Genomic DNA, 24,809 nt, shown 5'->3' on the forward strand with positions numbered 1-24,809 from the left:
TAATAAGATTATCATTTTTAATTTAAAAGATTAGTTAATAACGGGTGTTGAATTTAAAGAAATAGGCATATTTTTCGGAGTTTAAAACCGGGTAAAAACCCGATGCGTGAGCAACAAATTTGACGTGAGTGAGTCGGCACGACAGTGCAGAAAGCCTGTGGCTAATGAATAAACACCCTGTATTTGGGAGTTCTGTTCACTACGCACTAGGCTTTGTGGTTAATTTAAACACCGTCAGTAATGCGTAGGGCACAGAGTCAAAATAGTGGATCTTTCTCACCCTTCCGGAAAGATGATAGCTATGCCCCAATAAAACATGATCCTGCACATTACCTGTTAATGCGAATCCATCATTCTGCTTTTTGCCTGTAAAAGTAAAAAAGTAGCTGTGGGAGCCTTTTGAAAAAGCAGCTCGCACTTCTGTAAAAATGATATCAATACTCACTACATCACCAATGCTGAAAGAATGCTCAACAGGTACATCAGCGTTTTCTGGCAAATCTTTAGAAACGGGTTGGTAAGTTGAGTAGAAAGATTCTAACTGACGAACTGTTAAAAAGAGATTGTTGTTTAACTGCTGTGAAATGCTTACTGCAAACTTAGAATTATCGGCTTGTAACAATGCCAGGTGCCCGCTGTGCCTACGTTTCCAAGCGTCTAGATCGGGATTGCAGCGAAATTCCGGGATAGTTTCAAGAAATTCGATGCCCTCTTTCAGTACCAGTTTTTCCTCTGTGGCCGGTGACGTTTTGCTTCCATTACATGTCACGCAGACGGCGTTTGCGATTTCTCCTGTCCCTCCGCAGGCAAAGCATTCACGTGTGATCATGGCATAATAGTGCCCATCGTTACCGTGGAAAGGCTTTACGACCGCTGGCAATAAATAACCATCGTGAGTAAAAAAAATTGAATGTTTCATTTTTTAAGGTTCTCCAGACGTCCCTCCACGATAAGTAAAGCGTCAGTCACTTTCTGTACATACTGATCATGTCCTTCTTCAAAATGATCAAAGCGCTTACCAGCGTTGATCTCAACAATGTTACGGTCGAGCGAGGCTTTCGCAATAAGTAAATCGTTAAAAGTATTAATGACGGTAAAATGTACAATCTTGTCCATAAATTATCCTCAGCTATCTACTCATTTGTCAAAAGGTCACGAATTTCGTTCAGTTCTGTAACCTTAGATTTTGGAATGATGATTGCAGTATTTTCATCATTTAGAAGACTTAATACAAGTTGAAGTTTTGCTTCATCTAAAGTGATCTTTACACTTTCATTTGTTTTTGTGATTAAAGTGTTACTGACGTTCATAAATAAATTAGAATGCTGTCCGTCTAAAATTAATTCTGTCAGTTTATTATTGTCTGACATTGTTGACCCTACATTATCAATCAAACCAATAAATTCATTTTTTAACCGTTCAGTTTTTTTATGTGAAAGACGTTTAATACCTAACGAACTGCGAGTGATAGACTTTGTTTTAATGTCTTTAGGGTTAATATGTACAGGAGGTTTTTCCTGTTCTTCGAGTGGCTCACTGTTTGTTGCTGTTTCAACGGTTGTTGGTTTCGATAAATCAAGTACGCCAGAAGATGGCACTAAAAAAGAACAGGACTCCAAGTGTGCAAGGACTTTTGCATGATCATTGGAATACTTCAACATGATTTCAATCGCGAGTGTTTTTTTAATAAGGTTTAGGCTGATTAAACGTTGCAGTTCTAAAGGCATATCAAGGATTTTAAGCTGATTGCGAATCGCTGTGCCAGACCGCTGATAGCGCATAGCAAGGGATTCAACGGTAGAGCCAAGCTTCAGGGTCTCTGCGAGTGCGTAAGCTAGTGCAACGGGATTGAGACTGTTATTCCTGTTCCCATCAAGGTTCTCTAGGTATTCTTCGATTTTATCCTTGTAGTGCATAAGTACGACTGAAAAGAGCTGGATGTCAGCTCCTTCCGCGAGAGCAAGCAATAATGCTCTGTAACGACAATGCCCTTGCCGGACAACGTACTTGGAGTCCTTCTTTACTACCTTAATTAAATCAACACGTCGCCCCTCTTTATAGGCTTGCTTGAGAGAAATAATTGCCGATTTTACTGGCTCCTGTTCGTAACAAAGATCACCGATTACCGCTTCCCGTGGATTAAATCCAGGCTCGATAATAAGATCTTTTGGGCTGATTTCAATAATCTGATAGTCGCAATGATTCATATAAGCACCTTTTTTTATTACATGATACATTAATGCTCTCAGATTCAAACAACTCTGAAGGCATAAAAAACAAAATTTCTTTTAGTGGTTAGGTATCTTACTAATTCAAAAATAGGCTGTTTTAAAAATTAAATTAAAAAGAAAATCTGAATAGTTTGAATTTATCTTTCTTAATAACTTCATGCTAACTGATATTTTTCCCGGCTGCATTCTATACAGGGTTTGTATCCAATCCTAAATTTGTAGGGCCAGAGCTCTTTCTCAGAGGGAATTTATCCCCGTTTTCCACAAGATAGATCAATTCTTTAGATCAATAGAGATCAATAGAGAACAATAAAGATCACGACCATTGTAACGTGATGATTTTTAAAAGAAATAGCAATGATCCGGCATTCAGGTGCATGCGAAAAGCATTTGATCGAATAAGAAAAGCATTTACTTGAATTGAAAAGGCATTTAGTTTAATGCGTGAAAAGCATTTGGACGAATAATCTATTCACAGCTAAATGTAGAAAGGGAAAAACATGGTGGGTAAGTTTAAATGAGTGATAACAATGAGTTAGCACATCCGTTTGATGTGACCAACACGGATACAGGGAGGACTTATCAACTGAGTCCAAACTCTTCGAAATCGGTCCAACCCATTGCTTTACTGCGCTTAAGTGTTTTTACCCCGGTGGGAACTAAAGAGAAGCGATTCAGAAATTTTGAGGTTGATGCTTCTGATGAGTTGTCGAGCATGGAACTGGCCCGGTCAGAAGGATACGATGACATCCGGATCACTGGCCTTAAGCTTTCGATGTCCACGGACTTCAAGTGTTGGCTTGGGTGCATTATGGCGTTCAGTAAATATGGATTCGCCTCCGAGAAAATAACATTGTCGTTCAATGAGTTTGCAAAAATGTGTGGTATCAGTTCTACAAATATCAACAAGCGAACCCGTTCACGATTTCAGGAAGCGCTGGCAAACCTCGCGTCCGTTGTTATTTCTTTCCGTGATTCTAAAACTGAACGCTTCACTGTCACACACCTTGTGCAGAAAGCTATGATTGACCCTAAGAAGGACACAGTAGAGCTCGTGGGTGATCCCTCGATGTGGGAGCTTTACCGGTATGATCATAAAACCCTATTAAGCTTACAGGTACTGTCGGTTCTCGCCAAAAAAGAAGCTGCACAGAGCCTGTACATCTATTTTGAGGCAATGCCTGCCGGAACGTTATTCGTTAACATGAAGCGTTTGCGTGAGCGGCTTCTTTTGACGACTCCAGTACGTACTCAAAACCAGATCATCAGAAAGGCTATGCTGGAGTTAAAATCAATAGGATACCTTGAATATCAAGAGGTTAAGAAAGGTAGAGATATTCAGTTCCAGATTTTTAAGAGAAGTCCAAAGCTTGCTCTGGCAAAACAAAGCTGATCCTCTGGTTCAGTTCGCAGAAAAGTAACTTTGGATGTAATGAGGCGTACGGGCATTCATCCAAATGCTTTTTTGGACGCCTCTGCTGATATGAATACCCTTCCCTGCTTCCCTGCTTCCCTGCTTCCCTGCTTCCCTGCTTCCTTTCTTACTTTTGCTTAAGCACCCTGGGAATTTTGAGCATTCGATCGAATGCTTTATTTAACTAATTTTCACTGAGTTAGATAACGAATACTAAGCAATTGATTTTGAATGATTTAATCAGAAGTCATTCATCCAGATGCCTTTAGATAAAACTACCCATCAACGTTTGTGCATAGTGGCTATACGTGAAAAATCCCTGTCCTTCTCATGTCACACTGAGATTTGCACAGAAAATTAAAGCCTGTAATTGTCTGGGACATGATTAGAACAGAGGCGTTTTGATAAATATCCAGTTCAAAACAGAGGTCCCATAAGTAAACATAACCTCATGAAAATAAAAGCAAATCGTTTAAAAATCCCATAGTGGTGGTGAAAAGCATTTGCTTCAATGGGGGGAGAAAAGTGACCTTTGTGAAAAGCACTTGCTTCAATGGCGACAGAAAAGTGCCTTTTGTATAAAAGCATTTGCTTGAATGAGTTTGTGTAAGGTGCCTACGTTGGAAACCCCTGGCATGAATGAGGCGGGAAGATGCCTTTAGCTGAAAAGCATTTGCATGAATGGGACAGTAAAAAGGTGCCTTTAGCTGAAAGCATTTGCATGAATGGGGCCGCAAACGGTGGCATTGGTCGAAAAGCATTTGCATGAATGGTGCAGCAAACGGGGCATTGGTCGAAAAGCATTTGCATGAATGGGATGGTAAAAGGTGCTTTTGGTTGACAGGCATTTGCATGAATGGCGCCGTAACGGTGTCTTTGACCGGAAAGCATTTGGATGAATCGACCTGAAAAGGTGCCTTTGGACTGAAAGTACCTCTCTTAATGGGATTCGATAGCTGAATTTCACCAAAAAGCATTTACATGAATGGAATAGTAAAAGTTGCCCTTGGTCGAAAAGCAACTGCATGAATGAGCCCGGAAAAGGTTCCTTTGGTCGAAAAGCATTTGCATGAATGGGTTTCGGATATGTGTCTTTGCTACAAAGGCATTTGCATGAATGAGGCTGGAAAAGGCGCATTGTTTGAAAAGCATTTGCATGAATGGGGCGACACACAGGATGTGGCTGAAAAGCACTTGTATCAATGGGAAAAGTGACTTTTTTAGAATGACATCCTTACACAGAGCTTTCTCAAATATCGGACTGGATGGTTATCACAAAAATGGTGAAGAGATAGACGATGAACTTCTTCCCTATAAAGAAAAAATAACCTGCCTCACCTTCTTCAATCCGATATACACACGGTATTCACATGTGACATTCATAGGCTAAAAAAACACCAGGCGCAATTAAGGGAAAAAAAGGGTGGTTAACAGAAAAATGAAAGAAAAATAAAAAGTATTATGCAAATGCGTTTACGTGAACTCAAATCAACACGGAGTAATTATGGAACTGACATTGAATACTAACGTTGAAAGAGAACAAACTAACGCTTTTGCATTTCTGAAGTCTAAACATGCAAAAGTGCCTTTGTTTATTCTCCTGTTTTTAGCAAGTTGCGGTTTAGCGTACGCGGGTTCCGACGACGGAGCCTTCGGCGATATCTGGGCCTACATGAGCGAAGCATTAACTGGTGCGCCGGGTAAAATCATCGCTTGCGGCATGTTGTTCTCCGTAGCTTATTTCGGCGTTGTAAAACCTAACCTTGGTTTGGCGCTGGTTTCAGCATTAATGATGCTGATTATGGCAAACGGTGAAAAAATTATCAGCACGTTCCTGGATGCTGGTATCCCGCTGTGATTTGTTAGAACAATAACGATGAGGGGGATATTCCCCCTCTCTGGAGTTTTTATGACAAGTCAGTACGAGGTACCTCCACATACCTATCGTTTCCCTTACAGAATTAATATGCCTTTGTTGATTCTATTCTGGGATGCAAAGCAATTGGGTATAACATTCGTGACTATCGCGAGTGGTAATATTTTTGATTTCTTTATAACTTCTGTAGTTGTTGCGGTTGTGTTTTGGTTTGCATATAAAAAAGCAGCTGAAGAAGGAGTTAGAGGAAAACTCAAACACAAACTGTGGTGGTTCGGCTTGTTTCCAGGGAAATCAGTGTTTAGTAGTCGTTACTTTACCGATCCATTTATCAGAAACCTCTATTCTTGATGGAGCTAAGAATGAAACATCTCAGCAAGCTTAAAATTCCATTCATTAAAAGTGCCAGTAATGGCGATTTTGATAAAAAGGACGAGACTTCGCAAAATGGAGGCGAAGACTCAAAAGGACGCTTTCGGGATTCTAAAGCTCGCTTTAGTAAAGAGATTGAAGCTTCTGAAATTGGAATTACTTATAGTGCATTGATTAAACGTGACGAAAAACTCTTACGTGTGAATTCAATTGCTATATTAGTCATCGCAGTTTTAGTGGTAAAAAATCAATTTCTTACCGATCCTGTGACTATTGTGCTTCCGCCTAATATGACGGAAGAAGTTAAAGTTGTGGGAAATAAAGCCTCAGAGTCATATAAAACTCAATGGGCCTTATTCTTCAGTACTTTAATTGGGAACATAAACCCAACAAACATAGGCTTTGTAACAACAACCATATTGGATGCGCTTTCTCCGGATTTACAGGCGAAAACCCGTGAGTCATTACAGCAGCAGACCAATATTATGCAAGCTCGTGGTGTTGAACAGTCATTTAAACCGATCGATATGTATTATGACACCAAAAATGACATGGTCTATGTCTGGGGAACGAAATCAACGCGTTTGATTAATGTTCCGGACAAAACAGAATCATCAAAATGGACGTTTGAATGGGTGCTGGGTATGAAAAACGGACGACCACGCATAGCCTATGTAAATCAGTATTCTGGTACACCAAATATTAAGAAAATTACAATCAACGGCAAAGAACAACTGGCAACACTCGATAATCCCCCGCCGTCTACAGGTAACTAATTATGACTTCTAAAAAGGGCTTTCGCTGTCACGCGATTACAGCAATGATCTTGCTGGCAACTTCGAATGTAGTCTTTGCTGAAGACTATCAGTTACCGGCGACAGTAAATAACCCGGTTGTTATGCCTGTCGGGGCAGATGAATTTCAGAATGGTGTGAAAAATGCGATTATTAAAGAATCTGGCACCGGCCCCGCGCCTGAGACGTCACAAGCAACAAAACCGACCACTGAACTACCAAGTCTTTCACCTGCAAGTAGTGCCTCCCCAGCTGTCAATGAGATAACTGGCGCATTGTCAAAAAACCCTACGCTTGTCGGTTATCAGCAACAGGTTAAATCCGGAAATTTTGATAGTTACGGAAGACCGGCAGGGAAAGAGCCTCAACAAAATGCACAAAGCACCGGGGCCCCTTCAAAAGCAGATGAGTTATATGTAGAAGCTCGTAATCGCTACAAAGAAGTGCAGCGAGTAAACGTCCCACCGGGTGGGAATATTGTACTGCCAGTTTCACGGGGTCTGCAAAACAGAATTTCAACTTCATTTAAAAACGCATCTGTAAGTACTTCAACGCCAGGTGATGAAGCCAGTATTTTCGTTAACGGCGGCGATGTATTTATTTCAACAAACACGGATAAGCCAATTGGAATAATGCTTTCAGAAGATTCAGTGCCTGAATCGACTTATAACCTGACACTGGTTCCACTGGATGTTCCTGGTGCAATGATTTCGGTCACAACTTCTTTGAGCCCGACAATGCAGGCGAAACGTGAGACATCTTTGGATAAACATAATTATGATGAGATGCTGGCACGATCCCAGTCAGAAGAGTTGGCACCATCTGACCCTCGTCAGGATGACCATAAACAGCGGATCATTGATTTACTGACTCCGGTTGCGCTAGGTGAGGTTCCTTCTGGTTTTAGTTTACAAGAAGACCGCTTGTCACGTATACCGAGCTCAGAGCAGTCCCCGTGTAATTTCAATATGTATTCAAAGTTAGGGCAAAGACTTGTGGGATCTAGGGAATTGATAGATGTCATTCTTGTTAAAAATGACAAGCCTTACGGACAAGTTGTCGCTGATCAGCAATGTATAACTGAAGGAGTAATTGCAAGTGCTTTGTTCGATAAAGCATTTCTTCAGCCTGGAGAGGAAACCGAGCTTTACATTGTGCGGGATAAATTATTTAAAGAGCGCCAGACTCGTGTAACCACACGACCAAGCCTGATTAAAAGATAAAATGAGAAAAGCTACTTTTCTTACAGGGGTCTCATTTGGACTAGTCGTTTTTTTGGGTACCAGTTATTACTACCAAACTGAGTACATTCCAAAAGGAACAGTGAATATAGTTCCCGATGACCACCGACCGGGTGAGACAGTTGACGATGCGTTTGAAGAACATACGATAATTATAAGCGACCCTACCCTTGCGCAAAAATTCGTTGGAAGCTCAACCGAGTTTGAAAGTCGGCGCGGAGTTAAGGAAATTAAAGAAGTTGGTTCGCTTAATAATGGTAAGGATTTTGCCCCTGTTGAATCCGATAATTCAGGATTGAATTTTAAAGATAAATGGCCCAGGGCGGGTGAACCTTATATCGTGCCTCAGATGACAGAAAACGAACGAAATTTGAAAGTTAAGCGCTTCCAGCAACCAAAGAGTGGAGTTAATAATGGACATTAAAAATGCCTGGGAAAATAAAACTGTCAGAATCTCAGTAATTGGTGCTGCGTTGATTGTATTGATTATCGTTATTAGTCAATCAATTTTTTCCACTCCGGTTAAAAAAGAGAAGAAAACCCAGAAAAAAGATATGCAAACTGGGTTCCTGATTGATGATTCACAAATGACTAAGCTGAGTAACGAGGAAAGCCAGAAGACTTATAACGAAATGGTCAGGCAGAACCGCATTGATCAGAATGCGGCAAAGGCAGATCGTGATAAAGCTGAAAAGGCCCAGCAAGAAAGCAAAGTACAGATTGCCAACCTTGCTTCACAAGTCCAGCAGCTCTCGACGCAGTTGACTGACATGCAGACCTCACGAAACGGTAATCGTAATCTCGACGCAGGTGGGTCACGCAAAAACGTCAATGAGCAGGCCCCAGCAACGCCATACCAGCTAAATCCAAATGCTGCGGTGAATGGGGCTAGTTCCGGATACGCTCCGATCACACCGACCCGAAATAGCCCAATGCGGACTATCACGCAGAGTTCAATTAAGACAAATGGTTCTGATGGTGTCATTCAGGTTATGCCGATATCCGAAAGCCGGATAAGAGAGGGGCGTGAGGTCGTTGCTGGCGGTGACAAAGCCCCGACACGAACTATTCGCGGCGACGGGACCGCTCCTGTAGACAGTAAAGCTCGGCATGCGGCACGTAAAGACGAAATGTTTCTCCCAGCGACGTCAATTATCACAGGGGTGCTAATTAATGGTCTGGAAGCCCCAACGAGTCTGTCGTCTAAAGCTGAACCCATGCCAGTCACTATGCGTATTAAAAAAGACATCATCATGCCAAACAATTTCACGATGGATTTGCGGGATTGTAATTTGTTGGGTTCAGCTGTGGGTGATCTGGCGTCACAGCGAGCATACATTCGGGCAACATCAATATCTTGTGTGAACTCGAAAGGAAAAGCTTTCGACGTCAAACTGGAAGCATACGCAGTTAGTGAAAATGACGGGAAAAATGGTATTCGTGGAAATCTGATAAGTAGAAATGGAAATGCGATCGCAGGTTCTGCTTTTGCAGGAGGCCTGTCAGCACTGGCTGGTAGTCTGAGCCCATCTAAGGTGTCTTCGTTAAATATCGATCCTAACTCAACGGCTGAATACCAATCGCCGAACATCGGGGCATTAGGAGCGTTGGCCGGAGCCGGAGCAGCTCAGGGCGGTCTAAACCGTCTTGTGGACTACTACACATCAATTGCTGAGCAGCAGTGGCCAATAGTCGAAGTTAGCCCAGGGCGCCCAATTACGTTTATCGTTCAATCAGGCGCAACAATACCTACAAACCTGACGAGTCGCTGAGGTTAATTATGGAAAATAACATTGAACCAGGAACAAAAAGTGATTCTGCTGAAAACGTGAAGCTTGAGGCGGCTAAACCTGTTGGGGGTATACGTACAACCAAAAAAGTAACTTTGGAAATAGATATCGAGAAAACCCTCAAGTATTTGATGCTAGCTGGCCTAGCTGTGCTTTTCGTGATCTATGGATACAAGGGGGCGAGTTTTGTTTATGAAAGCGTCAAAGCAATGTCGAATCCGTCCTACCAAATTGCAGTACTTGATATGCAAACTTTAAGGAAAGAATTTAATAAGCAGAATCCTGAGCCGGATTTGGTACAGTCTAAAAACAACTTTGAAAATTACTTTAAAGCATTAATGAAAGTTTACCGTTCTCGTGGCTATTTGGTTATTGATGCATCATTAGCAGTAACAATTCCAGATAATGTTCAAATAGTCTCTTATATCGACCTTGGTGGAAGTTTTGGTGAGGTACAATCTCTACAAGGCGAAACAAAAGAAAGTGAGATACGATAATTGAAAAAGTTACTTTTATCTCTGCTGGTCTCTATGATCACAGTGTGTCCACCCCTTACAAATGCTGCTGAAAATGTATTAAACAACACTGATGCAGCTGCATTAATGGAAAAAGCAAAAGAAGGTGGAGTGTCCACGAAACCTTTAGAGGGCGTACTGGCGAAAATGCAAAGCTATAAGCCTAAAGATGTTATTTACATCCCGACTGGAGGTCTTTATCTGTTCCAGGATGAACGTTCGCAGTTGATGGCTGTGACCACTGATGGACGTTATACAATAACGGGTGGTAGCGTCATGGACATTCTTCAGAGAAAGTCAGTCTTATCCGTAGAAGATGTACGAAAATCCTACTTTATTAATTTAGACGACGCCCCCTTTCCTCTTGATACTGTGGCATTGATCCCTTTAGGAAACCCAAAACTAAAAAGACAAGCCGCTATTTTTATCACGCTTGATTGTGATGGTTGCCAAGATTTAATAAAAAAATTCTATGACGAAAGAGAAAAATACCGGGTTGACATCATTTTAATCCCCTCCCCCGGTGAGCCAAAGCAAGAATTACGTCAACTATGGTGCAGTAAAGAAAAAGGCAAAGTGAATGACCTTGATATCTTGCGTTGGCTTATGGGAAATAAGACCGATATAGAACAAAGGCTCCTGACAAAAAAAGAGGCAGAAACATGTCCGGCTGAGCCATTGGTAGGATCTCTGATGCTGGCAGGTATTTATAAATTACAGGGCGTACCTTCAGTTGTGAGACAAGACGGACTTGCCGGTAATGGCATACCGAAAGATTTTGATTCATGGTTAAAACAAAGTGTCGAACCCTTACTCAAAAACCCATTTGCTACTAATTAAGGTAATGAAATGAACATTAAAAAAGTTATTTTCAGCGCTCTGGTTGTTGGTTCATCTTCATACCTAGCGGGTTGTACTATCGGCAGCTCAGAATCAGAATGTCCGGGAATTGAAAAAGGGGTCGTTTGTAAAGGCCCTCGTGAAGTTATGGAACTAACGAATAACCGTGATGATCTTTCCGGCCTTGCGGAGGAAGAAGCTAATTCGGGAAAGGAGAAATCGGCTGTCAATGACAGCCAGTACCCTGCCCAAATTTCGCCGCCTGGCGCTGTGCAATACCCTAAGTCTGCCGTCTTGGTAAATAAGCCTGTGACATACAAGACGACGCAAATTAAACCTGCTGGCCAAGTCCCCGTTATGTACGATGAGACATTAAAAATGGGCGCGCCAACATCAACAATCGGGCCACGGCCGATAAGCGGCGTTCCAGTTAATTCTAATGTAAGGATGACAACGAGCTACAGCTCAACAGGTGCATCCGGTAACCCTTTTATCCATCCGACTGCTGATGTCATGAAGCAAACAACACAGGTTGTATCTCCGGCACCTGTACCGCGCTACGTTGCGCCAAATTCCGATATCAGTGCTAGTAAAGACCTTTACTCCGTTAATAATGGACAGCCTGTAAACCCTACGCTCAGCTCTGGCCAGATCCAGCAATACCGTACACAAGGGTATAAACAGGCTGTGGTAGCTCCAGAACCGCTTGCTGTACTTCAGCAAGGCCGCGTCATGAGAATCACCTTTGCACCATACACGGACGATAATGACGCTTTAAACCTGCCTGGCTTTGTCTATGTGAATGTCAAACCCCAAACTTGGATTGCGGGTAAAAATTCGACATCAAATCCGGCGCGAATAGTTCCTTTGCAAGTTCAGGATGCCGCTCGTGAAAATATGCAACAGCAACAGCGAGCAACGAAAGCAGTTTCGTCTAACGGTATTATCAGACAACTCTGAGGTCGCGAATGAAATCTGCTAACATCTATAATAAAGAATTAAGTCGCCACCAGTTTGGTGGGTTTATTCCTGTATACGACCAGATTCCTGGCACGAATTATTTTCTAATAGACGGTAATCGGCTTGGGTTTATGTTTATTTGTAACCCCTCACCTGGTGTTTTTGATAATCAGCAGGATGTGTTAGCTGAATTATTTAAAATGGATTTTCCTACTGACACTATCTGTCAGACCTCATTAACAGCACTGCCGGACCTGACCTTGCATTTAAGTGCCTGGTCGGCAGTTCGTGGTGGTCGAATGGAAGGACATGATAAGCTTAAGGGGGACTTACTCACGGCCTACCAGCTGGATTATTATGATAGAAGTCTAAATGAACCCTTAAAACCGGATCATGATAAATTAATGCTTCGTGACTTTCAGATCTGGATGTCATTTTCTATTCCGTTGAAATCTGCGCTTCCTACTGAAATTGAAATTAATCGCATCGATGCACTGTACTCTGACCTAATCAGTAAGTTGAACACACTGGGCCTTTTTCCACATAAAGTTAGCGCCGAAAACTGGCTTTATTGCATGGATAAATTAATGCATCCGGGAAAAACATCACGTTGGGCTGAAGGTCATGTTGAAGTCAACACTATGAGGCGTCTTAACGAACAGCTAAATGTTCCGGGGCGAAAATATACAGTAACTGAAAATAATTTTTCATCTACAACGCAGAGTACTGATGTTTCTGAACATCGTTATTTCAAACAATTATCTGTGGTCAAGTTCCCAGAACATGTAAATTTTGGAAGCATGTATGAACTTGTAGTGAATTGGATGAATGGGCGTAAAACTATATTTAGCCCATTTATGATAACTCAAACAGTCCATTTCGCCGATCCCTTAAAATTAGCTAGAGATAACGTCAGATATAAGGCAATTACTAACAAACAAGCTAGTATCCCAACCGTCTTAACGTTTTGTCCAAGACTGAAGGACATGGATAATGATTACATGGCGGTAACACGTGAACTGGAAGATGGGGCCCGTCTTTTACACAGTTATCTGACATTTACCGTCATGGGGAATTCAGCATTAGATGTCCAGTCTGCCGCAGACCAGTTAAAATCATTTTATCTGGAAAGTCGCGTTAAAGTGGCTGATGATTCATACATCATCTTTCCATCTTTTGTCTCTTGCCTTCCAATGTGTAATGACCCCAAGACGATACTAGATCTGGACCGTTTTGAGGTAGTCAGTAATACTGGTGCAGCGCATATGACCCCTCTATTCGGCCCATGGAAAGGTAATACTGACAGACCTGTACTTAACCTCGTCTCACGAGAGGGCCAGCTGTTGGGGCTTGATATCTTCAAGACTTCTGCCAGCTATAATATGGTTGTTGGGGCGACTTCTGGTGCAGGCAAATCGTTCTGGGTTGCATACATCATTAATAACTATCTTGGTGCAGGGCCGCGTTCTAATAATCTGATCCATTATCGTGATACTTTTGAAGGTTTCAAAAACAATGCTTATGATGCATTTGACCCTGATGGAGCCCAGATTTTTGTAGTTGACGTTGGTCGCTCGTATCAGGGTATTTCGGAGCAATATACAAATAGTCAGTTTATAGATTTTGGTAAAAAGCCTGATTTTACTCTGAATCCGTTCGCATTTTTGACCGATGTCACTGTTGCAGACCGAGTTTTTGATGAAGCGCCTGTTTTCAATGACGACTCAAATAATAACGATGAAGAAAAGGATAAAGTTGCACAGACCATTATGGTCCTGAATCAGTTAAAAATAATGGCATCTGAAAAAGGAAATATTGACGACTTTCAACAATCGGTCATGCTTCAACTGATTGGTGATGAATATAACGAATCACGTAAAGTCGGAAGTACAGGCTCTATTACAGGATTTGCACGCCGCTGTTCTGCCCATGAAGATAAGCGTATTAAAGATATCGGTGAGCAATTAGGGCAATGGTGTGAAGGAGGCATTTACGGAAATCGATTTACCGAAAAGCTCCCGCCAATAAACTTCGGTAGTCGGTTTATAGTTCTTGAGCTTGAAGAGTTGAAGGGTACCCCTCACCTCCAGACAGTCGTGCTCATGTCGATCATTCAAGCTGCTCAGCATGCAATGTTTATCAAAAAGGACGGTCGCCGCCGGTTGTTCATCCTTGATGAGGCATGGGAGTATATTCGCCCGGATAATGCTTCAGGCTCCAGTAATCAGTCAAATCAGTTTTTCTCATCTTTCCTTGAAGCTGCCTGGCGCCGATTCAGGAAAACGAACTGTGCTGGTATTTGTATTACCCAGTCCTTTGAAGATTACTTCACCTCCTCGGTAGGTCGAGCCCTGACGGCCAACTCGCCGTGGAAGATCATCATGAAGCAGGAAAAGGAGAGCATAGAAGCCATGAAGGCTAATAACTACTTCTCCACGACTGATGCTGAATATGAGCGTATGAAAAACATACGAACGATAAAGCGTGCATTTTCTGAGATGCTCGTCCGATTCGAGAATTTCCAGGAGATATGTCGCCTCTATGTAGACAGGAAAATGGAGCTTTGTTTTACGACTGACAGTACCGACCGTGGAAAGCTATGGGAAATACAAAGCCGTCTTGATTGCTCTTACGGCGAAGCAATTGAGATACTGTATGAACAGGAAGTTGCTAGCAATGCAGCTGCATAACGTTTAAGTAGTACTGGATACCTCATCTTTACTGGATGAGGTATCCGTACTTTACTCAAAATACAGGTTTTTAACTGTGTTACACTGCCCTCCCCCGCAACAATTGTTCAGGTTCAGAATTTCTGGATCGAATTAACTCCCCTAAATATCCCTAAATTTTATTTGTAGATACTGTTGATTGGCTTCTCTGGGGCTTCTACTTAAGTTGATTGGTGATGTAGCTTTTATACGGCTGATGTTTAATCATGCTCGGCCTGTGCTGAGCTAAATTTCCTGCCTTGGATACGGATGTTGTGGTTGCAAGTGATAACCAAATTTGTCGCGCTACTGTATATTAGATATAAACACTATCTTTATGGTTAGCTAAGCAACCCATAATTTCTTATGTATCGATTTAAAGTTTGGTAAGGCATTGAAAAACAAACAATAACTCATGTCTTGTTGGTTTGTTTAACAAGTTAGAGATAATATTTGTGAGTTGGTTTCTTTTTGTTTTGTTAGTCAATTTTCGTATTTGTGGTTATCTAAACCAACCATAACTATTAAGTTGCAGTTTTGTTTTGAACTAAAATGAAATGCCTTCTATTTAGGTTGGTATAGTCAACCATTTTCAGCTTCAAGTGATTACTAGAATATGGTTAATCGAGATGTTGTAACTGGTTGCTATCTGTAAAACAAGCGTAGTGCCATTTACCAAAAAACCTGAAATTCGCATCTTGAAATTGGGGAAGTTTATTCCTAATAAAACAATTTACTGACGATCCAACCAATTCGCTCCGCCGGGTATGTGCGCCTTAATCTCCAAAATTGGTATATAAACACCTTAAAGTTTATCCCGGGTGTTGAGTAACATTGCTTTGCATAATTTAGCCAAAGGGTTATAGGCTCAGATTCGGCGTGCTTTCTTAGTATTCTGAATGCCATCTTTTGGATCACGAGGTAAGCAGGAAGGATTTAGTTCATTCCTGAATGGCGCCTTAGCCGTCGAAAATTTTGCGGGGGCCTGGCATATTCTACTCTTTTGCCCGGTATTAGAGTCCAGGCTTTAAATTCCAACAAAGTTCTAGCACACCGAAACCTTATTTCGAAAACACTAGAAAAGGTAAAGGAAATTAAATGTTAGTAACATAGAGATAATTAGAACGGCCTACGAGATTTCAGAAGAAGTAATCTGCACAAGTCTCCACAACTTTTGTGAGAACGCCCTCTTATTTTGCTGCGAAGAATTAACATTATTGTCTGGGTTCACGCCGAACCACACGGTACTCTTTCAGTCTGTGCGCTTCAGACCGGACGTCGTCTAACCAGCTTCCCATAAATATGTAGATTTATGTTTGCACCATAAGTCATTACCACTAACGTTAGAGAGGTCCAACCCGCGTTTCATATTTCAACTTTGTACTTTTCAGTTCTTACAACCAAACTTTAATGTTGTTTTGCTTTTATCGTAGGTCATGTATAGATCCCTCCCGGGAACTGATTCATATAACCCCTTAATCGCCAGCTCTAGGCGGGATACTGTCCGGGTGCCGGAACACATTTAACCCCCTTAATCGCCAGCCCAGGGCGGGATGCTGTTCGGGTGCCTGTATATTTAACCCCCTTAATCGCCAGCTCAGGGCGGGATACTGTTCGGGTGCCTGAATATTTAACCCCCTTAATCGCCAGCTCAAGGCGGATACTTTCCAGGTGCCGGAACATTTAACCCCTTTAATCGCCAGCCCAGCGCGGGATACTGTCGGAGCGGCGGTACATTGAACCCTCTTAATCGCCAGCTCAAGGCCGAATTCTGTCCGGGTGCCGGAGCATTCAACCTCCTTAATCGCCAGCCCAGGGCGGGATGCTGTTTGGGTGCGGGAACATTTAACCCCCTTAATCGCCAGCCAAGGGAGGGACGCTGTCCGGGTGTCGGAACATTTAACCCCCTTAATCGCCAGCCAAGGGAGGGACGCTGTCCGGGTGTCGGAACATTTAACCCCCTTAATCGCCAGCCCAGGGCGGGATGCTGTTTGAGTGCCGGAACATTTAACCCCGTTAATCGCCAGCCCAAAAAGAGATGCTTTTGAATACAGGGGAATTGACGTTAGTTGCCACATAGCTGACTCTTGTTAAGTCGGTAGTTTGCTATCGCCAATGTTGAAAGTCATTCCTTATAACTCTCTTTTTACACATAACAAAGTAAACCGATGAGGCTGATATCCCATAATCGACGAAAAAGAAACAGAACGTTAGCGTATAGTTAGAATTACGGTTACAATTAAACGCATAAGGCACGAATGTACGCATTATGCGTAAAGTGTACATATATGCGTTTAATTTCATTATTTAGGTTAAAAGGGATCGGAAGAGAATGAATCTAATTGATAAGATCGCCCTTGTCGGTCAACGAATGAAGAGCGAGCAGATTTCCCTGAAGGAGTCATTATTGGTCTCTTCAAGGGTTTCGGTCTCGGATGATAGTGTTGAAGGTGTAGATCGCCTCATCTATAACCATTGTTTGAATAAAAAAAATCTGTCAGATTTTTTTGGCAAGTCACGCGTCACCTTTAATAAAATCCTTGCCGATCTTGAAGATAGAGGTCTGGTTGGTGCTCCTATCTTTCAGAACAAAAACCATCTCTATACCAGGTGGGACGTCCAAAAAATCATGGATGCTCTGGGCTGTCCTCGGTACAGCGACTATTACCATAGCCGTGCAATCGTAACGCAGAACCATAAGGGCGGCACGGGTAAGAGTACAACTTCAGGGGCTCTTGCTGTAGCCGCAGCGCTTGATATGCATCTAAACGCAAGGACACTTTTGATCGAATGGGACCCACAAGGCTCAATTGGTAGCGGGATGATACAAAGTGTAGCGGAAGATGATGTTTTCCTCACTGCTATTGACGCCATCTTAGGGGTTTATGAAGAGGACTCAGATTACAAAAAATACCTTGATTTAGGGTATTCGGAAGAAGAAATCATTGAGAGTATGCCTTTTTCGACACACCTACCGAATCTTGATGTTATTACAGCATTTCCTACAGATGCGCGATTTAAAGATAAATACTGGCAGTGTTCCAGAGAAGAACGAACAGAGCTATTACTTCGATTCAAAGAAGTTATTCTGCCTGTTTTGAAGAAAAAATACGGCCTGATTATCATCGATACTCCACCAGAGGATTCGCCAATCACTTGGGCAGCTGATGAAGCCGCTGATGGCATTCTTGTTGCCGTATCACCTCGTGAATACGATTATGCTTCCACAACTGATTTCATGTTGACCATCAGCGAGCGTTTCAAACAATCGCCGAGCAAGGGCGAAAATCTGAGGTGGTTCAAAGTGCTGGCTGTTAACGTAGACGATAAGAGTCCATATGAAAAAATTGTTCTGGATAAACTGGTAAGAACAGTGCAGGAACTCTTTATGTCTGCAAATATTAAAAATTCCGAAGCGTTTAAAGCCGCAGCATCAAGGGGCAGAACCGTATTGGATATTAAAAAGTCTGAAGAGCTTTGCTCACCTAAGCAGCTTGATGTGGCTGAAGAATCTGTAATGGCGGTCTACCAGCAATTTATAAATGAGATTAAGAGTTTTTCTGTGAAAGAAAGGAGTAACGCATGAGTGATGAGCAGCATATCGGGAATGACAAATCCCGTTATATTAATGCACCTAAGCGTACTGAAGTCAGCCATCGCTCCGGGCTTCCAGGCCTGAAATCACAGCCTCGACTGAGGAAGCTGTTTGCTTTACATAATGGACGTAAGCTGGAAGCTGAACACATCATTGTACCGGCTGAGAAGGTGGAACTGGAAACCGCAGTACACCCTATGAACCCACGAAACCAGGAAGCTCTCACTGTAAATGCAGTTCGAGATATCCTGGAACAAATTAAGGTACGTGGTGTTGATACAGAAGGCGTTGCTGTCAAACGAAATGGGGTGTATCTGCTTATAGAGGGCAGTCGTAGGCGTTTCTGTTGTATTCAATCTGCGAAGGATTTGCCACTATGGGTGTTGCCGGATGAATTATCCCCGGAAGATATTAATTCCATCATTACAGCAGCACAGACATCACGGAGATTTTCTTACCGTGAAGTTGGATTCCAGTATTTACAGAAAATGAAAGACCTTGGATTTGCAACTAATGAAGAGCTTGCTAATTATCTCGGAATCAGCCATGTATCTGTTTCTAAGCGTATCCAGGCGGCGAAGATAGATAATTCTCTTATTGCTCTCTTTCCTGACTATGAAGGTATTCCTAACTCGTATTACAATCGCTTATCCCGACTACAGAAGTACGTCGAAAAGAATTTATTCTCTCTTGAGGAAGTTGTAGATAATGTTCGGGAGGAAATAAGGAGCTTGGATGTAACCGATATTTCCGAAGCACAGAAGACAGTAATAGATAAAATTACTACAGTAGTTGAACAGCTTGACATAAAACCTCCTAGCAAGGGGTGGGAAACTCGTGAATTAGCCGTGTTTGATAATAAAGATAAATATGCAAGGATTAGCAAAAATGCGTCTGGAAGAAAAATTAGGTTTGAATTTAATAGAATTAATAGCGAATTGATCGCAGAAATTGAGGAGTTTATAAAATCGAAGTTGAAAGAAAAAGAATAATTAAATTTTGCATTAATCCGCATCGCAAGGATGCGGATTTATTACTATGTTGACCTTAATTTCATTCCCTCCATTATCAATACTGTAAAGCCTTAATCATTCTAGATGCGTGTAACTGCATGATCTTTAGAACAAATATCCTTATAAATGAGATTGCAGGTCCCCATGACAGGGACCTAAATTAACTATTGAATGGGTTGATGTACAGGTTCAGAAAGAAAAGGCCTGAGATCTATGTGAACTGCTGCTGCATTACTGTCATTAATTACGTTTAAAGGGGCTTTACCTGGTAAAGACATTGTTGCAACGTCGGGACCTGAAACAGTAAAGTTATTTTCCGCGCTTGGCATTACTGTGAATATTTTTATTGCAACATTCTCATGCCGATACATAGATATCCCGAACGTGGAGCCTGCTTCAGTATTACTGACATCAACTTCAACCGGTGTCCTACCGATCACTTCATTGGTCAGTATATTTTTCACAATGGCACCATCAGGTGCTGTGTAGATGCGATAAGGATAAGCAAAAGCCACCTCGCAGCAGCAAATACAGATGACGGCCAATATAGATTTCATGATTGCTCCTGTTCCAAAAATGCAAGACTTAATGATTGCGTAACTAGCGTTGTGTTTGTTTCACCCGAGCCGGGAAATTCATATCTAATACTGAACAACAATGGCAATGTGGGTCCATCACTCGACTTTTGTGAAATTTTGGTAAATGCGTTATTAATAAACGTTAATTGGTCAGTGTTGTCGTAGCAAAGGCCGAGTAAACCAACAGTCGGAACAGTAAACAATGAAACTGAACCAGGTGTTAATAACAGTTTCCCACGCGATGAATAGGTGCAACGGCTTCCGGCTAGATTTAGATCCGATAACTCAATAAATTCCTTGGTACCATTCTTGGCGAGCAGCCAGACATCAGTGCCTGAACTCTCAATCACTAAAGTACATCTAACTAAAACTTAGATCGAAAAATTAGAAAACCTTTGTATGGCGCAGCCTACAAGGGGTTTATCTAACTTTTGGCCCATTTATCTAATTTTCACAACTTTTCAGTCAGCAGACTTTAGGTATCAAGCATAAAAATTTAGATAAGGATTACACATCATTTATCTAAAAATTACGAGAAAGATCGCTTGATGATCGTTGCAAATTGCAACTAACTTAGCTTTCTAATCGTGTTCTACTTGACCACCGTGCGCACATTACAGATAAGCGCAGTTCTGAGCAAACGTGATTAAAGATTTTTACTGGTGACATGGCGACGTGTTGAGCAATTGTGCAACATTTGAACATTACTCAAAGGTAAGTGGGCTAGTGATCTGCCCTCAAGATTGGATACAACCATCAGTTGGTAATACGTGTTTTCTTACTATTTGATGTCTCATTTTGCCACCGTGCTTCAAGCTCTGACGGAGTCTGACAATTCAGTACTGAAGTTTCATCGTCGATAGATAGCCACGAAACAGTTAAATGCTGTCTAGAACACTAGTCACCTGAACCCCTGAAATCTTAAAAACGTGGGTGACAGGCAGGCACTCATTCGCAAAATCAGCCACGCTGGTTAATCACATAATCTCGCGACCGCTGTTAATTTCATCCATGATAAAATCCATCGACCTGGTCAGGTTAAACGCATCCGCGCTACAAGCGGAAACTAAAAGATTAAGTGATATCTACGTTAGTTAGTTGAGAATAGGAATGCATCTATAACCTGTTGATATAATGAGTGTATTTTTAATGAGTTAGTATTCTCTTTTACTGAGGCGGTTGATTGGTGGCTTTCATTAAAATCCATTTCAAGAGAGAAGTTCTCTTCTTTGTTCGTATCATTATTTTGCTTTTTTTCTAACGGTTCGAATAAATTACCACTTGTTTTTTTTGATGGCGATTCATACGATTCCTGCAAAATTTTATAATCCTCAGGTAAATCCTTAACTAACCTTTCCGAGTATAAGGTTAATTCTTCTGCAGCTATAGTAAATAACCAAGCTTCTTGGTTTTTTCTTTGATTTACACGAAGAATACGGCCAAGCACCTGTCTAAAGTAAAGTTCAGTTTTAATGGCGCTCAGATGGCAGCAGACCTGAAGGCGTGGGATATCTGTACCCTCACTGATCATGCCGACACTAACAATCCATTCGGTAGTTCCTTGCCGGAAATGCGCGATTTTTGAAAGTGCTTCTTTATCATGATATGTCACAATCGTTGCGGTTTGCGCGAATTCATTTTCCAGAATAGCCAGGAGCAGGTACGCATGCTCAACTGAAGAAGCGACTACCAGACCACCTGCATCAGAGTTAACCTTTCTGATTTCACGAAGTTTTTCGCACCCAGCTTTAATGACATACTTCATTGCTTCGGGGTGCCAAAGTATTGATTGATAAGAAACTAATGTTTCGTTCAAGAATTCTGAGACAGACCCGAAACATTTTGTGGCCTCCTCTGAAGAAAAAACTAAATTATCACTATTGATAAGCGCAATCTTAGGTTTCCGACAAACATTATCGATAATGGCTTCATGCAAGCCGTAGATGTAGTCGCAGCAAATCTCACCATCCGGATCGGTATAATTTGATAAAACTATAGGCACATTATCAGTTCGCCATGGGGTTCCGGTTAATGCCAATGTATAGTTTGCACATTTTTGAACTTGAGTAAGTATTTCCCCACCCCAAACATTGGCATTATCGAGTGAATCGCCAGAGCAATGATGAATTTCGTCAAAAATTACTAACAACCGGTGTCGTTGTAACGCATCCCAGAAATTTTCATCAAAATACATAAGGTTATGGTAAGTGTAAGCAGCTCCAACAGATCCCAGACTTCCACAAAAGTTGCTTTTTAGAATATGAGAGAAAGTGCTTTTTATCGATGAAACCACTGTTGTTGAAGGGGCAAAGCATATGATGATATCTACCAGATCGAGTTCCAGCATTCGCTTTGCAACCTCCGCAGCCATTACAGTTTTGCCGGCACCAGGGCAAGCAAGACATAAAAAATGTGGCGACCCAGATTGATATTTATTTAGCGCTGCATCAGCACAGTGACTCTGCCATTTCCTCAACATATATGATGCTCACTGCTATCCTGTCCAAGTACTTTTGATAAAGCTGTCACTTTACCAAGTAATGCAGCCGACTGATTTTTTGCCTGCTGATAGAGGCCTGTCAAATAGCTTTTCTTTTTTGGAAACCGCGCCATAAGTGACTGATACTCTTCAATTTCACTAAGAACTACGGCGAGCTTAGCCTCGTGAATAACTTTTTCTTTTTTAATATCATTTAAAAAGATATCTACATCAGATGCTGCTGTGTCAACCGTTGCAGGCACAGCTTGAAGGCGGGAATTCTTGGGTATTTTTCCAGATGTGAATGTTGTGGAATAGAAGAGCTCCGTTTTTTTGTAAAATTTTTTGGAATGCCCATCAATTTTCTCAATTTTACATATAAATCCTAATGCCTCTAATCGGAGAAGCTGGCGATAGATGAACTTTCTGGCTTCGCCCACTTGGCTATATTCATCCGTGATTTTTAGTAATGCATCCTTTAGTTGAGTAGCACTGAACTCTTCAAAACCCTTCTCTATCAATAAATTATAAATGTATGGGTGTAACTTTACTGCAGACTTCATTAACAAAATTCCAAACTTATAAACTTAGGATTGCTAAGTATACAGAAACTGGCGAAACTTAGACAATCTAAGCACTCTAAGGCAACGATGATGATTACGTGGCTCACCCAAACCCGATACCTGACAGGCTCAAAGCAGCCAGAACCAAAGCCGGGATCACTCAGCGAGAATTGGGTATCCGAGTTGGTATGGAACCAAGCTCAGCGAGTGGTCGCATGAACCATTATGAGAAAGGAAGGCACATACCAGATATCGATACCCTTAAGCGCATGGCCGATGAGCTTGGAGTTCCGATAAACTACTTCTTTTGTGAAAGCGAACTGACAGCGGAGTTAGCCAGGCTGATAGCAAACATGACTGAAACAGAGCAAGCAGCTCTAATTGCTGAGCTTAACAAAAAGCAACCCTAGTAGTGTGTATGGCTAAGTTAGGAAATATAGGATAGGGCAAAGATGATATGTTCGTTCGGTATCAGGAGCGGGCGTATCTAAAAACAAACGGTATTAACTAATGGGTGGAGTTCATCAGATATACAAGCTTTTTCTACTCTCCATGTTTCCATGTGTGAAAAAACTCCCAAAGAAAAAATTTGAGCCCCTGTTCACAGATATAATGCATCTCCTCTAGTTTTCATTGTTTATTAATCTGTGAGCATTGTAGACTATTCATTGATATGAACATTTAGTCAATGTGTGTAAGAAAAAACTTCTGGAAGTTTAAAGCTTGCACATCACAATTATCAAGCTGTATCTGATGTGGATATCACACTTTTATTATAAGGAACTTAGCATGGGATCTACAAAATCTTTAGTTATGGATCAACTCGAAGATGATTATAAAGTTAAATGGATATTAGAGAATGGTCCAAGCGGAATTAAGCAAGGTTCATATGAATGGGATGAATGGGAGTTAAATTATTACCATACACATGAAAATGACGGAATTATGAGGAATGACGATGATGGCATGGATGATTATTATCTTGATTTAAATATTGAAGAGGAAATTCAATGGGCAAAAAGAAACGGCCACATTGAAGCTTACAATAATTTCCTAAATGAGCTCGAGGATATGAGTAAGTTGATGGCTGCAGTAAAATCCCCGAACAGTCGAATGGTTCTTAAGATGAGACTGTCTTACGCTGTTACACTTATGGAATCATGCCTGAAGGAAATGTTGGTTTCTGCTGCTTTTGCTAGAGTTGAATTTACTCAGAATGCGGCAAATATACCAGCTGTGAGCGAAATAAAAATTCCGGTAAACTCCGTATTGAATGATGAAGCTAAGAAAATTGTAGAAAAAAGAATTTATAAAGTTTTGAATGATCTTCTTTATCATAGATTTGTTGATGTCTTCAATTATTATAAAATCATCTTAAATACAAGTGATTTTGATATTGAAAAAGATGTTAAGGACAAAGTTGTCTCTGCTATAAGCTTAAGGCATGACATTGTTCATCGAAATGGAAAAGATAAAGACGGAAAAGAAGTTCCAATTGAAAAATCCATAATAGATGATTATCTAAAAGAAATTGAATCATTCACTTTAGCTATGCGTGAGTTCATTACAGGAAGCATGGACGCCCTAGAGGTTGAAGCGATTAACGATGCGCTAGAAAAATTAGGGCATGCACGCCTGTTCAAGTGAAAAGTTATTTAACAACGTTTCACAGTGTTTGAACCGCTGTCAGTCATCCCTCAGATTGACTAGCGGTTATTTAAAAACATGTATAAGAAGTGGCAAATACAATATGGTTTATAGTTATGTTATATAGTTAAATATATCTCCCATGATTATTAGTTAATAATTGTTTTGTAACATAGCAGATTCCTATGTAATG

At 41.3% G+C, this 24,809-nt stretch carries 22 protein-coding genes and 1 pseudogene; 16 read left to right on the forward strand and 7 right to left on the reverse strand.

The features are described from left to right. Window positions 1-199: 199 nt before the first annotated feature. From HX778_RS23070 to HX778_RS23080, 3 genes are read right to left on the reverse strand one after another with little or no spacing between them, the layout of a single operon-like run. Entirely contained in the window at window positions 200-919 is a 720-nt protein-coding gene (locus HX778_RS23070; RefSeq protein ID WP_015063095.1) for a hypothetical protein, read from the reverse strand. After that, the gene (locus tag HX778_RS23075) at window positions 916-1,116 is read right to left on the reverse strand and encodes a hypothetical protein (RefSeq protein ID WP_022652148.1); all 201 of its coding nucleotides are present in this window, start codon (window positions 1,114-1,116) and stop codon (window positions 916-918) included. The genes HX778_RS23070 and HX778_RS23075 overlap by 4 nt, the downstream gene beginning before the upstream one ends. Before the next feature lie 17 nt (window positions 1,117-1,133). Further along, entirely contained in the window at window positions 1,134-2,207 is a 1,074-nt protein-coding gene (locus HX778_RS23080) for a hypothetical protein (protein WP_022652149.1), read from the reverse strand. 541 nt (window positions 2,208-2,748) lie between these two features. Between HX778_RS23080 and HX778_RS23085 the strand changes: the two genes are divergently transcribed. From HX778_RS23085 to HX778_RS23150, 14 genes are all read left to right on the forward strand, one after another. Next, window positions 2,749-3,624, forward strand: a complete 876-nt coding sequence (locus tag HX778_RS23085; RefSeq protein WP_015063098.1) for a RepB family plasmid replication initiator protein — start codon at window positions 2,749-2,751, stop codon at window positions 3,622-3,624. 1,050 nt (window positions 3,625-4,674) lie between these two features. After that, window positions 4,675-4,860: a hypothetical protein gene (locus HX778_RS23090; RefSeq protein ID WP_032610388.1), complete on the forward strand. Its 186-nt coding sequence runs from the start codon at window positions 4,675-4,677 to the stop codon at window positions 4,858-4,860. Window positions 4,861-5,149: 289 nt separating this feature from the next. Next, window positions 5,150-5,503 (forward strand): hypothetical protein, encoded by a 354-nt coding sequence (locus tag HX778_RS23095; protein WP_015063100.1) that lies wholly within the window; start codon window positions 5,150-5,152, stop codon window positions 5,501-5,503. Between the two features lie 51 nt (window positions 5,504-5,554). After that, window positions 5,555-5,872: a type IV conjugative transfer system protein TraL gene (locus HX778_RS23100; RefSeq protein WP_022652151.1), complete on the forward strand. Its 318-nt coding sequence runs from the start codon at window positions 5,555-5,557 to the stop codon at window positions 5,870-5,872. A gap of 11 nt (window positions 5,873-5,883) precedes the next feature. Then, window positions 5,884-6,669, forward strand: a complete 786-nt coding sequence (locus HX778_RS23105; protein WP_176983174.1) for a TraE/TraK family type IV conjugative transfer system protein — start codon at window positions 5,884-5,886, stop codon at window positions 6,667-6,669. Between the two features lie 2 nt (window positions 6,670-6,671). Beyond that, the gene (locus tag HX778_RS23110) at window positions 6,672-7,910 is read left to right on the forward strand and encodes a type-F conjugative transfer system secretin TraK (protein WP_015063103.1); all 1,239 of its coding nucleotides are present in this window, start codon (window positions 6,672-6,674) and stop codon (window positions 7,908-7,910) included. Window position 7,911: 1 nt separating this feature from the next. Then, on the forward strand, window positions 7,912-8,352 hold the full coding sequence (gene htdO, locus HX778_RS23115; protein ID WP_015063104.1) for a plasmid transfer protein HtdO: 441 nt from the start codon (window positions 7,912-7,914) through the stop codon (window positions 8,350-8,352). Beyond that, window positions 8,342-9,700, forward strand: a complete 1,359-nt coding sequence (gene trhB, locus HX778_RS23120; protein WP_022652153.1) for an IncHI-type conjugal transfer protein TrhB — start codon at window positions 8,342-8,344, stop codon at window positions 9,698-9,700. The genes htdO and trhB overlap by 11 nt, the downstream gene beginning before the upstream one ends. Before the next feature lie 8 nt (window positions 9,701-9,708). Beyond that, window positions 9,709-10,215, forward strand: a complete 507-nt coding sequence (locus HX778_RS23125; RefSeq protein ID WP_015063106.1) for a hypothetical protein — start codon at window positions 9,709-9,711, stop codon at window positions 10,213-10,215. A gap of 105 nt (window positions 10,216-10,320) precedes the next feature. Next, window positions 10,321-11,073: a protein-disulfide isomerase HtdT gene (gene htdT, locus HX778_RS23130; RefSeq protein ID WP_185757620.1), complete on the forward strand. Its 753-nt coding sequence runs from the start codon at window positions 10,321-10,323 to the stop codon at window positions 11,071-11,073. A 9-nt stretch (window positions 11,074-11,082) separates the two neighbouring features. Further along, window positions 11,083-12,033: a TraV family lipoprotein gene (locus HX778_RS23135; protein ID WP_015063108.1), complete on the forward strand. Its 951-nt coding sequence runs from the start codon at window positions 11,083-11,085 to the stop codon at window positions 12,031-12,033. 8 nt (window positions 12,034-12,041) lie between these two features. Beyond that, the gene (gene trhC / locus HX778_RS23140) at window positions 12,042-14,723 is read left to right on the forward strand and encodes an IncHI-type conjugal transfer ATPase TrhC (protein WP_015063109.1); all 2,682 of its coding nucleotides are present in this window, start codon (window positions 12,042-12,044) and stop codon (window positions 14,721-14,723) included. A gap of 2,350 nt (window positions 14,724-17,073) precedes the next feature. Beyond that, entirely contained in the window at window positions 17,074-18,327 is a 1,254-nt protein-coding gene (locus tag HX778_RS23145; protein ID WP_015063110.1) for a ParA family protein, read from the forward strand. Further along, entirely contained in the window at window positions 18,324-19,328 is a 1,005-nt protein-coding gene (locus HX778_RS23150) for a ParB family protein (protein ID WP_022652164.1), read from the forward strand. The genes HX778_RS23145 and HX778_RS23150 overlap by 4 nt, the downstream gene beginning before the upstream one ends. A 185-nt stretch (window positions 19,329-19,513) precedes the next feature. On the opposite strand, the gene HX778_RS23155 is transcribed toward HX778_RS23150, so the two are convergent. The 4 genes and pseudogenes from HX778_RS23155 to HX778_RS23165 form a co-directional block, all read right to left on the reverse strand. Beyond that, the gene (locus tag HX778_RS23155) at window positions 19,514-19,906 is read right to left on the reverse strand and encodes a hypothetical protein (RefSeq protein WP_022652165.1); all 393 of its coding nucleotides are present in this window, start codon (window positions 19,904-19,906) and stop codon (window positions 19,514-19,516) included. 902 nt (window positions 19,907-20,808) lie between these two features. Then, window positions 20,809-20,967 (reverse strand): annotated as a pseudogene (locus tag HX778_RS25230) (IS3 family transposase); the annotation flags it as partial. 50 nt (window positions 20,968-21,017) lie between these two features. Beyond that, window positions 21,018-22,406 (reverse strand): DEAD/DEAH box helicase, encoded by a 1,389-nt coding sequence (locus HX778_RS23160; RefSeq protein WP_176983175.1) that lies wholly within the window; start codon window positions 22,404-22,406, stop codon window positions 21,018-21,020. After that, complete coding sequence (locus HX778_RS23165) at window positions 22,400-22,969, reverse strand: hypothetical protein (protein ID WP_176983176.1); 570 nt, start codon at window positions 22,967-22,969, stop codon at window positions 22,400-22,402. The genes HX778_RS23160 and HX778_RS23165 overlap by 7 nt, the downstream gene beginning before the upstream one ends. 98 nt (window positions 22,970-23,067) lie before the next feature. Between HX778_RS23165 and HX778_RS23170 the strand changes: the two genes are divergently transcribed. Both HX778_RS23170 and HX778_RS23175 read left to right on the forward strand, forming a co-directional pair. Then, the gene (locus HX778_RS23170) at window positions 23,068-23,379 is read left to right on the forward strand and encodes a helix-turn-helix transcriptional regulator (protein ID WP_176983177.1); all 312 of its coding nucleotides are present in this window, start codon (window positions 23,068-23,070) and stop codon (window positions 23,377-23,379) included. A gap of 379 nt (window positions 23,380-23,758) precedes the next feature. Beyond that, window positions 23,759-24,616 carry a hypothetical protein gene (locus HX778_RS23175; RefSeq protein WP_176983178.1) on the forward strand — a complete coding sequence of 286 codons (858 nt, stop codon included), beginning with the start codon at window positions 23,759-23,761 and terminating at the stop codon, window positions 24,614-24,616. The last annotated feature ends 193 nt before the right edge of the window (window positions 24,617-24,809 follow it).

It is taken from the genome of Cedecea sp. P7760, assembly GCF_013386425.1.
GTDB lineage: Bacteria > Pseudomonadota > Gammaproteobacteria > Enterobacterales > Enterobacteriaceae > Cedecea > Cedecea selenatireducens.

Coding starts and splice junctions, on each gene's coding strand:
- HX778_RS23070 (WP_015063095.1), bottom strand. CDS start 919: ATGAAACATTCAATTTTTTTTACTCACGATGGTTATTTATTGCCAGCG.
- HX778_RS23075 (WP_022652148.1), bottom strand. CDS start 1,116: ATGGACAAGATTGTACATTTTACCGTCATTAATACTTTTAACGATTTA.
- HX778_RS23080 (WP_022652149.1), bottom strand. CDS start 2,207: ATGAATCATTGCGACTATCAGATTATTGAAATCAGCCCAAAAGATCTT.
- HX778_RS23085 (WP_015063098.1), top strand. CDS start 2,749: ATGAGTGATAACAATGAGTTAGCACATCCGTTTGATGTGACCAACACG.
- HX778_RS23090 (WP_032610388.1), top strand. CDS start 4,675: ATGAGCCCGGAAAAGGTTCCTTTGGTCGAAAAGCATTTGCATGAATGG.
- HX778_RS23095 (WP_015063100.1), top strand. CDS start 5,150: ATGGAACTGACATTGAATACTAACGTTGAAAGAGAACAAACTAACGCT.
- HX778_RS23100 (WP_022652151.1), top strand. CDS start 5,555: ATGACAAGTCAGTACGAGGTACCTCCACATACCTATCGTTTCCCTTAC.
- HX778_RS23105 (WP_176983174.1), top strand. CDS start 5,884: ATGAAACATCTCAGCAAGCTTAAAATTCCATTCATTAAAAGTGCCAGT.
- HX778_RS23110 (WP_015063103.1), top strand. CDS start 6,672: ATGACTTCTAAAAAGGGCTTTCGCTGTCACGCGATTACAGCAATGATC.
- htdO (WP_015063104.1), top strand. CDS start 7,912: ATGAGAAAAGCTACTTTTCTTACAGGGGTCTCATTTGGACTAGTCGTT.
- trhB (WP_022652153.1), top strand. CDS start 8,342: ATGGACATTAAAAATGCCTGGGAAAATAAAACTGTCAGAATCTCAGTA.
- HX778_RS23125 (WP_015063106.1), top strand. CDS start 9,709: ATGGAAAATAACATTGAACCAGGAACAAAAAGTGATTCTGCTGAAAAC.
- htdT (WP_185757620.1), top strand. CDS start 10,321: ATGGAAAAAGCAAAAGAAGGTGGAGTGTCCACGAAACCTTTAGAGGGC.
- HX778_RS23135 (WP_015063108.1), top strand. CDS start 11,083: ATGAACATTAAAAAAGTTATTTTCAGCGCTCTGGTTGTTGGTTCATCT.
- trhC (WP_015063109.1), top strand. CDS start 12,042: ATGAAATCTGCTAACATCTATAATAAAGAATTAAGTCGCCACCAGTTT.
- HX778_RS23145 (WP_015063110.1), top strand. CDS start 17,074: ATGAATCTAATTGATAAGATCGCCCTTGTCGGTCAACGAATGAAGAGC.
- HX778_RS23150 (WP_022652164.1), top strand. CDS start 18,324: ATGAGTGATGAGCAGCATATCGGGAATGACAAATCCCGTTATATTAAT.
- HX778_RS23155 (WP_022652165.1), bottom strand. CDS start 19,906: ATGAAATCTATATTGGCCGTCATCTGTATTTGCTGCTGCGAGGTGGCT.
- HX778_RS23160 (WP_176983175.1), bottom strand. CDS start 22,406: ATGTTGAGGAAATGGCAGAGTCACTGTGCTGATGCAGCGCTAAATAAA.
- HX778_RS23165 (WP_176983176.1), bottom strand. CDS start 22,969: ATGAAGTCTGCAGTAAAGTTACACCCATACATTTATAATTTATTGATA.
- HX778_RS23175 (WP_176983178.1), top strand. CDS start 23,759: ATGGGATCTACAAAATCTTTAGTTATGGATCAACTCGAAGATGATTAT.